General features: G+C 32.7%; 6 protein-coding genes. 5 read left to right on the forward strand and 1 reads right to left on the reverse strand.

All coding sequences use genetic code 11. The features are described from left to right. Nucleotides 1-361: 361 nt before the first annotated feature. The 3 genes from P8I29_07685 to P8I29_07695 all read left to right on the forward strand — a co-directional run bounded on the left by P8I29_07685 (nucleotide 362) and on the right by P8I29_07695 (nucleotide 4,341). Nucleotides 362-2,758, forward strand: a complete 2,397-nt coding sequence (locus tag P8I29_07685; GenBank protein ID MDG1917668.1) for a polysaccharide biosynthesis tyrosine autokinase — start codon at nucleotides 362-364, stop codon at nucleotides 2,756-2,758. Nucleotides 2,759-2,822: 64 nt separating this feature from the next. Beyond that, on the forward strand, nucleotides 2,823-3,470 hold the full coding sequence (locus P8I29_07690) for a hypothetical protein (GenBank protein MDG1917669.1): 648 nt from the start codon (nucleotides 2,823-2,825) through the stop codon (nucleotides 3,468-3,470). Between the two features lies 1 nt (nucleotide 3,471). Beyond that, nucleotides 3,472-4,341, forward strand: a complete 870-nt coding sequence (locus tag P8I29_07695; protein MDG1917670.1) for an alpha/beta fold hydrolase — start codon at nucleotides 3,472-3,474, stop codon at nucleotides 4,339-4,341. Nucleotides 4,342-4,360: 19 nt separating this feature from the next. On the opposite strand, the gene P8I29_07700 is transcribed toward P8I29_07695, so the two are convergent. Continuing rightward, the gene (locus P8I29_07700; protein MDG1917671.1) at nucleotides 4,361-4,864 is read right to left on the reverse strand and encodes a YqhA family protein; all 504 of its coding nucleotides are present in this window, start codon (nucleotides 4,862-4,864) and stop codon (nucleotides 4,361-4,363) included. Nucleotides 4,865-5,067: 203 nt separating this feature from the next. Here P8I29_07700 and P8I29_07705 point away from each other — a divergent pair, with 203 nt between their 5' ends. After that, nucleotides 5,068-5,640 (forward strand): phosphoglycerate mutase family protein, encoded by a 573-nt coding sequence (locus tag P8I29_07705; protein ID MDG1917672.1) that lies wholly within the window; start codon nucleotides 5,068-5,070, stop codon nucleotides 5,638-5,640. A 26-nt stretch (nucleotides 5,641-5,666) separates the two neighbouring features. Next, nucleotides 5,667-9,602 carry a PEP/pyruvate-binding domain-containing protein gene (locus P8I29_07710; protein MDG1917673.1) on the forward strand — a complete coding sequence of 1,312 codons (3,936 nt, stop codon included), beginning with the start codon at nucleotides 5,667-5,669 and terminating at the stop codon, nucleotides 9,600-9,602. Nucleotides 9,603-9,712 lie beyond the last annotated feature (110 nt).

Genomic DNA, 9,712 nt, shown 5'->3' on the forward strand with positions numbered 1-9,712 from the left:
GGAATCTCTAAATATTCAAATTAAAGGCCAAGGTATACCTTTGGTACTTATTCATACTATGATAAAAATCTTAACATCTTTCAAGCTTTAGGCTATGCAGGTGATTTAACTATCGACGGTAAAAGAAAAGACATTAGATTAGTTAGAGAAGAAAACGGAAATAGAGAAATATATAAAATTGAATTAACTGAGGTTGAACTCTTGAATAGACCTATTTTTTATATAAAAAATAACGATGTTCTGATAGTTAATCCGTCATTTAGCAAGGTTAAAAGTGCTGGATTTATAGGAAGTCCTACTTCAGTTGCATCCATAGCATCTCTATTACTAAGCATAACTTTATTATTAACAAATAATTAAAATGAATCAATCACCAAATTTCGATTTTAATCAATTTGACTCAGAAGATAACTTTGATTTCAAGAAAGAGTTTTTCAAATATCTTTATTTCTGGAAATATTTTGTTGGAGCCACATTTCTTTTTTTAGTTGTAGCTTTCTTGTATTTGAGGTACACCTCTAAAGTATATAGCTCAGCTGCTAAAATTAAAATCATTGATAAAAAAGAGTCTTCATTAGAAATGCCTACAGCTTCTGAACTATTTTCTAATTCAAAAATCAATTTAGAAAATGAAATTGAGGTAATTAAATCCTACCCTATTCTTAGTCGTGTTGCTGAAAATTTAAGTCTTTACATTTCAGTAATATCAATTGGTGATATTATGGAGTCTCTCACGGTTGAATATCCGTTTGAAATTAATCTTAGAATACCAATTGACAGTATATCAAATTCAAATTTTAGATTAAACACCACCAAGGAAGGCTTTGAAATATTAGACTTTCAAAACGATGAAACTAAATATGTTTTTAATGGCACTTCAACCTATAATCTGAATCATGATTTGCCATTTGAAATTTTTAATTTTGATAGTAAGCAGTTCATTGATGAAGATAATGAAGGTTATTACATACAATTTAATACTATTGATGATGTAGTCACGTCACTTAAGAAGTCTATTGATATTTCTCAAATAGGAAAAGAAAGTGATATAGTAAAGTTAGGTTTTAAATCTACAAGTTCTGACTATGCGGAAAATATTCTCAATGAACTCATTAATGTTTTTAATAATGACGGTGTTGAAGACCGTCAGCTTATTCATAAAAGAACCATTGATTTTGTGAATGACAGGTATGCATACCTTTCCTTGGAATTAGACTCCATAGAGATTGCAAAGCAATTATATAAAGCAGATAACAATTTAGTGGACTTCTCTGCCAATTCTGCAATTTCCCTTGAACAAAGTTTTAAGTCTGAAGAAGGTATTTTTTCTATAGAAAACCAGATGTCAGTTACGAAGTTATTAATTAATACACTTGGTAATGCTGAATTAGAATTACTTCCAGCTAATATGGGTATTGAAAATGTAGAGATCAATTCCTTAATATCCGAATATAATCAAACTATTCTTGAGCGTAAAAAATTAGTTTTAAGTGCTGGTTCTAATAACCCATCCATAAAACAGATGGATAACCTCATTAGTGATACACGGTCTAATATCATTTTCTCTTTACAAAATCATTTATTCCAGTTAAAGAATTTAAAAGGCAAACTATCTAATCAATTCAATAAGTACGATAGTCAGGTATCTAATTTACCTGAAAAAGAAAAGATACTTAGAGCCATTGAGCGTAATCAAGAAATTAAAGAGGCATTATATCTATTTTTGTTGCAAAAGAGAGAAGAAGCAGAGGTTAGTTATGCCGTTACTGAACCCAGTATTAAAGTGGTTGAATATGCTATTTCAGACCAAATTCCTATCTCACCAAAAACTAATACTACTTATCTAGGCGCACTCTTGTTAGGGATATTATTGCCATTTGGTGTTCTGTATCTAATGTTTTTATTTAACACAAAACTATATTCAAAAGATGATTTAATCGAGTTAAATATTAATGCTCCGGTAATTGCTGAAATTCCAGAGATTGATGATGCGTATAAGCTCTTGCAATCATCTAATGAAAGAAGTACACTGGCAGAATCATTCAGGATTTTAACTTCTAACTTAAACTTCATAATTCCAAAAAACATTGAAGGTGGTAAAGTGATTTTATCTACCTCTACTGTAAAGGGTGAAGGCAAGACCTTCTCTGCTTTAAATTTAGCTTTAACATACTCTTCATTAAATAAAAAAGTACTATTGATAGGTGCAGATTTACACAATCCTCAGATTCATAAATATCTTAATTTTGATAAGTCTATTTCGGGTTTAACGAATTATTTAATTGATAGTAGCTTCAATTGGAAAAATGCATTGATAAAAGCTAATTCAGATTTGAATTGCGATATTCTATTAGGTGGAGCAATTCCTCCGAACCCAGCACAACTTTTGAGTAACGGAAATATAGATAAGTTGCTCAATGAAGCAAGAGCTATTTATGACTATATCATAATTGACACTCCTCCATCCTTGTTAGTGTCTGATACCTTGAGTATAGCTCATCTTTCAGATGTAGTTTTATTTGTGACAAGGTGTAATCATACTGATAAAGAAGTGCTTAATTTTGTGAAAGACACTATCGATTCTGGAAAAGTTAAGAATATAGGACTCATTCTAAATGGTCTCGGAGCTACAAATAGCTACGGTTACGGTTATGCTTACAACTACAGCTATAAATATGGTTATAGCTACAAATATTCCTATAACTACGGGTATGGCTACGGCTATGGATCTGACGATGACGATAACCCATCTTCTTAGAAATAATAAATTACCGAAACGACCTGTTAGATTTCTAACAGGTCGTTTTTTATATATTTATGAAATGAATAAAATTCTTTATTTAAGTTTAATAATTTCATTTTTTTCATGTGCTCCTTCTCGATTTGTGAGTCCATTAAATAAGACCGAAAGTGCTGTTTCGTTTAATTTTGGGGGTGCATTAATAGATTATAATGGAGCAACTATTCCAGTCCCCTTAACCTCCTTTACATATGGCTATGGACTGAACGATAAGCTAACGGTATTTACTGGCCTTCATACTACTTCTTTATTATTTAATAATTTTCAAATGGAAGTAGGGGCTTTGAAGCAGGTTAAAGTGCAAAATGCTTGGGTACCAGCTATTTCTTCAGCTTTAGTGTTTAACTATGTGACAGAATTACAAGAAGGCAACCCAAAGTTATGGCCACAGTTAGATGCTAATGCCTTTTGGAATGTTATAAATAAAAAACATCAAATCCATTTAGGTTATTCTTTATGGGTTGATTTCAAAATGATAGAAGATAACCGATTTGCAATAATCAATCCTCACATAGGATACACATACAAAATGAAAAGTTGGGATATTGGAACAGAAATAAAGCTTTTAGCGCCGGGATCTGATAATTCTAAATTATTTGTTCCTTATCAAAGCCTTTTGGGAGATAGAGGAGCAACAGGTATATATGTAAATTTATCTAAACGATTTTAATATGAAACAAATTCTATTATTTTCGATTATTACTGTCTTATTTTCTTGTATGAAACTAGATGATATTGCTTTTTACAATGAGCCTTTGCCAGAATATCAGCTTGATGGTTATGATGTGGAATTAGACTTTCGCTTAGATAGCTCTTACGATGTAGATAATGTTCATCAGTTTAGTGTACAATCTGATGAATTCAATATTGCGGCTCTGTATATTGGAGATTTAGGTCAAATTGATGAGGATACAATTATAGTGTATTGTCATGGACAATCATTACATATGGATCATTATTGGCAACGTGCTAAATTATTAGCTAATTGTGGTTCAAACCAACGATTTGGAGTCTTAATGTTTGATTATCGAGGTTATGGTATGTCCGAAGGAAATCCAACGGAAGAGGGTATGTATAAAGACGTTAGAGCGGTTTATCAATGGCTGCTAGACAATGGCTCTAATTCTAACCAAATTATTGTATATGGCTTTAGTTTAGGTTCTGCTCCTGCTACTGACTTGGCGGCCTTTGGACACAATGGAGATTACCCTTCGAAATTAATTTTAGAATCCCCTTTTGCTTCGGCAGATTTTATAGCTCAAGAGTCTACACTTATTGAGGTTTCTGCTTCTTATATTACATCTTTAGAGTTTGATAATGCCAATAAAATTAAGCTAGTCTATAGTCCATTCATGTGGTTACATGGAACAGATGATGATTATGTTGCTATCACTAATGGTGAAGCAATAATTGTTAATTATCCAGGAAATGATTCAACCTATATTCGTGTTGAAGGAGCATTACATGGAATCAATGGCGTACCTCAAACAATGGGTTATGATAACTATCTTAATTCTATTGAAAAATTTATAACTCAATAAAATTATATCTTAAGAAAAATTACTTTCTGTTTATAAGAAAGTAACCAAGACATATAGATAAAATAGAAAGGCTAAAAACTAGTATGTCATTTGGACTTGTGAAATTTGGAGTCAATTTTAGTATTTTCTCAAAAAACTTAACAATCAAGACAATAATAATAACTTTAATTATTTTGTTTTTTAATTGATCTAGACTTTTTATTTTCAGAGTAGAGTCAGCAAACTTGCCCTTAGCAAAGTCAATTTCACTTATAAATAATTCATAAACCCCAAAGCCAAAGATGAGTAGTACAATACCTATTAAAAATAGGTCAATAGATGAAATGATTTTAAATAATAAATCATTGTTGTTACTGATGTCTGAATTAAAAAGTGGATTTTGGAAAAAAATAGAATGTATGATATCCCAACTGCCAATAATAAATAATGTGATTGAGGCTAAAATAGATAATATTACCGATAAAATAACAATGTATCTTAGGCTCCATAGCGTTTTTTCAAAATGATGTTCAAAGTTTGGCATAATGTTATCCCTTGCTAATTTTATTAAAAACCAAATATAAAAAAAACCGATTGACTATCGTTCGATGTGTATTCAAAAGGTGTGGCTTTTAATATTGATAATGATTGCGTTCGAAATTACGAATTATTGAAAGATTTTTATAAGTTTATTAATCTGAAACTGTAAGATTACTATTCATAAAGTTTGTTTTTATAGATTTTATATTGTTCTTTACTCAAGATTTAACCACTTATTTAACAAATATCAAACATAATATTACATTAAAGATCATTATTGCAATTTGTTTTGCATTTCAAATATGGGGTGCTGAAGTATTTGCTCAAAGTGATGATGTTTTCACAATCTATCTGGTTCGGCATTCTGAAAAAGACCACTTTTCTAATAACGTATCTGATTTACCACTTTCTAAATGCGGTGAACAAAGAGCTATTGCTCTTAGTAGCTTCCTGAATGACATACATTTAGATGCCATATACAGTACAGACTATACTAGAACTAAAAATACAGCTCTGCCCACAGCTGATAAAAAAGGTATTGAAATCACTTTGTATAACGAACAAGACATTGAGTCATTCTCAAATCTTTTGCTAGAGAATAAACAAAACGCTTTGGTAGTGGGACATAGTAATACAACTGGAGTTTTAACAGGTCTGCTCGTTAATCAAGAAATAGGCGATATTGATTTGGATGTATACGACCATATTTATCAAGTTTTAATTGTTGGCAAATCTCATAGGCACAATTTATTTAAGTCGTCTTTTGAGTGTCTCGAATAAAAAAAATAAAATTTAATTTGACCATTATGACAAGAAAATTAATTGTTTTACAGTTTAGCTTACTTTTTTTATATAATTTTTCATTGGCTCAAGAAATTGTTCCAATTATTAATTACTCTGTCAATAACAGCGGACAAGCACTTCTTTCAATTGAAGCTGAGGAAGGAAAATATTATGTCCTTAGTTCTCAACATAGCCCTACCTTTGAGTGGGCTACTGCGGTTAATATGGGGGTAGACGGAACGATGATAATTTCAGACCCTGGTGGGGCATATCCTATTGAAAATTATACAATTACAGAATATGATATTTCTAGTCCTGGTGATTTAGACGGAGACCAAATTGATGATGTGACAGAGTATAACAATATGCCTACCGATGCACCAATAAATTTTGCGCAAGCTATTGATTTTGAAGATGGTGCAACTTCCATTCCTGATGCCGAAACCTTTATGGGGCTAGCAACGGTTAATGATGTGGGTTGGGCGCCTTTTCTGGATGGACAGCTGTATGTGAAATTTGGAATTTTAGATAGAGACTCGCCTGAACCAAAGGTATATTTCATCAATAGTAACACCTATACTATTCATGGGGCATTTTTTGCTGGTATTGGTGCTACAGTAACTGGAGATGACGGTTCAGGGGAGATTGTATTTAATCCAAACACTATACTTCCAGGTGGTGTAATTGGCAGTTACTCTTTTAATTTCTCATTTGGAAATACCTATGATTTTGAGGCTTCACAAAGGACATACGAATTGCTAGTTGCTAATATGCCATTCCTTCAAAATAATTTGAATCACTTTGTAAGCGAAGCCAATGAAAACCAATATTTGACTCAATATGCTGATGATTTTGAAGGTACACGAATTAATGTTGTTTTAGAATCAGATGTCTTTGGAGATATTGATTACATCCCATTTCATGAGGCTGAAGGCTATGGATACTTTAAACACATGAGTCTAGATGAAACTCCAGGTTCAAGAGATATCGTGCTTTATGATGCCCTTCCTAACTCCCTACCAAGAGTAGGTGGTATTATTACCTCTGTTATCCAAACTCCCCTTTCTCACGTTAACTTAAGGGCTATACAAGATAACGTTCCTAACGCCTACATTAATGATCCGCTATCTATTGACTCTATTGCAGGCTTATTGAATAACTATGTGTACTATAAAGTGGAAAATGAAACCTTCCAATTTAGAGAAGCAACCTTGGATGAGGTAAACGCTTGGTATGAAGCTATTCGACCTACAGAACCCCAAATTCCAGTCAGAGACCTCAGCATTACTGAAATTTTACCCTTAGATGACATAGAATTTGAAATGTCAACTGCCTTTGGGGCGAAATGCTCGAACGTAGCTACCATGCGATCCTTTGGATTGCCTGAAGGTACTATTCCAGATGGATTTGGCATTCCGTTTTACTTCTATGACGAGTTTATGCAATTCAATAACTTCTATTTAGAAGCGCAGGTAATGATAGATAATCCAGCTTTTCAAAACGATATTAATTTCCGAATAGATCGTCTTAAAATGTTTAGAGATGATATCAAAGATGCTCCCATGCCTCAGTGGATGATGGATCAACTTCAAGCCATGCACGATGACTTCCCTGTAGGGACAAAGGTAAGGTGTAGGTCGAGTACTAACAATGAAGATTTGCCCGGCTTTAGTGGTGCTGGTTTATACACTTCAAAAACTCAACACCTAGACGAAGGACATATTTCTAAATCTATAAAACAAGTTTATGCCAGTATGTGGAACTTCAGAGCTTTTGAAGAAAGGGATTTCTATCGAGTTGATCACTTTATGGCAGCAATGGGAGTGCTGTGTCATCCCAATTTTGAAGAAGAAAAATCTAATGGTGTTGGTATAAGTATAGATCCTATTTACGAAACAGAAAATACTTTCTACATAAATACACAGGTAGGAGAGTCATTGATTACAAACCCTGACCCAAACTCTGTTCCTGAAGAAATCTTAATTTATGAAGATCCTGAGGATGCGGGTGGCTACTTGGTGCTTCAATTATCTAATCTAGTTGAGCAAGGTGAACTCGTAATGGATCAAAGTTATTTAGATCAAATGAGGGAATACCTTTCAATTATTCACGATGAATTTGCCATCTTGTATGATGTAGAAGGGGTGGAAGGTTTTGGTATGGATATAGAATATAAGGTTACGGCCCAAGATCAACTTACAATTAAACAAGCAAGACCATGGGTTTCATTTTGGGCAGATATAAAAGCCGATAATGATTTGGAATTTACAGAATTTATAACTCCAGTATCATCTTCGGACTTAGGAACTAACGAAGCTGTAAAAGCTGTTATTTCTAATACTGGACTCAACCCTATGAGTGATTTCACCCTTACTCTATTTGTAGATGATCAGGAGATTGAAACCTTAACTATTAATGAAACCATAGAGCCATTTTCAGATGCAGAATTTCAATTCGAAACGTTACAAGATTTTTCAGAAACTGGAGATTATCATTTAACAGGAATAGTAAGCGATATAAATGATGAATATGGAAATAACGACACCTTAGACTATATTCTAACTAAGATTAATCAATTAGATGCTGAGGTGTCTCTAGGGGCGCTTAATGAGAAATGTAACACTGAAATTGAGGCTACACTGACTATATTTAATAATGGAGGTAATACTATAAATAGTGTTCAATTTGAAATCATTATTAATGGTGAAAGTGTAGGGTATTTCAATGAGCAAGTTGATGTTTCATCACTAAATCAAGTGGATATATCCGTATTAGTTGAAGGTGAGATTCAAACTTTTGAAAACGAGGTAAGCGTAACAATTTTAAGCGTAAATGGTCAGATTGATGAGGATTCATCCAATAACTATGCTTCAGCAATTATAGATCTTCAATCAACCTATGATTTTGTTACATTGATTATAAATAGTGATCAATATCCAAACGAAACATCATGGTCAATTTTTGACTTTGATGATGATATAATTGCAAGTGGTGACCTTAATGATAATGATAATTATGATATTGTTACTGAGCAAATTTGCTTGGACTACGCTTCGTGTTATTCACTTTTTGTTTATGATTCGTATGGAGATGGGATTTTCTCCCCAGGTAATTTCTCTGTGCTCAATTCTTCAGACGAAACAATTGTATATAACGATGGCGACTTTGGAAGTCAAGCTATAGAAATACTCTGTCCTGACGGATCTGCTTGTGCAATAAATGCAGATGTAGTCGTTACTCATTCTACAAATGATGATGGTATAATTTCAATTTTTACACCTTCTTCAATTCAATATAATTATAGTATTGATGGTGGTATGAATTTTACAACGGATAATATATTTACAGATTTAACTACTGGGGAGTATTTTGTGGTTGTTCAAGATGAAGATGGAATATGTTCTTATGAAGAAACGGTGTATGTAAATGAATGTACTTTGACATCTATTGATGTTTCTGCAACCAATGTTTCTTCAGCAGTAGTAGCAAATGGATCAATTATAATTACTCCAACCTCTGGATTAAGTCCGTATTTATACAGTGTTGATGGCGGTCAGAATTTCGAAGAAGATAACGAGTTTTACAATTTGGCTGTGGGTAATTATAATGTAGTCATTCAAGATGCCTCTGGTGTTTGCGAATATGAATTAATTGTTCCTGTTGAGATTGATGAAAGTACTGGTTTAGCCGAAAATAGTATTAATTCAAACGACATACTTATCTATCCTAACCCTACCAAAGATCAGCTTTATATTGAGCTCAAGTCATATTCAGACTTGTCAGAAGAGATTAATGTCGAAGTATATGACAACTCTGGTAGACTTATTAGTGTTGGTTCATTGTTGGGTTCTAACAATGCTATTACTATGGTTTCGTTAAGTGGCTTAGAGTCGGGGATATATTATGTGAAGTGTTATAACAAAACATTTAATAACTATTTCAAGGTCATTAAAATTTAAAATAAAAGGACCTTGTAAGAACAACAAACCAACTATTTAATAATTTTAAATTCTTTGGAGTCGTTATTGGAATTAATTTTCAGAATATAAATACCACTTTTTAGCTTTGC

Source organism: Flavobacteriales bacterium (genome assembly GCA_029248105.1).
Taxonomy (GTDB): domain Bacteria; phylum Bacteroidota; class Bacteroidia; order Flavobacteriales; family UBA7312; genus UBA8444.

What these genes read in the sequence shown, in the direction of transcription:
- P8I29_07695 (MDG1917670.1), top strand. Translation starts at nt 3,472, where the DNA reads ATGAAACAAATTCTATTATTTTCGATTATTACTGTCTTATTTTCTTGT.
- P8I29_07710 (MDG1917673.1), top strand. Translation starts at nt 5,667, where the DNA reads ATGACAAGAAAATTAATTGTTTTACAGTTTAGCTTACTTTTTTTATAT.
- P8I29_07685 (MDG1917668.1), top strand. Translation starts at nt 362, where the DNA reads ATGAATCAATCACCAAATTTCGATTTTAATCAATTTGACTCAGAAGAT.
- P8I29_07700 (MDG1917671.1), bottom strand. Translation starts at nt 4,864, where the DNA reads ATGCCAAACTTTGAACATCATTTTGAAAAAACGCTATGGAGCCTAAGA.
- P8I29_07690 (MDG1917669.1), top strand. Translation starts at nt 2,823, where the DNA reads ATGAATAAAATTCTTTATTTAAGTTTAATAATTTCATTTTTTTCATGT.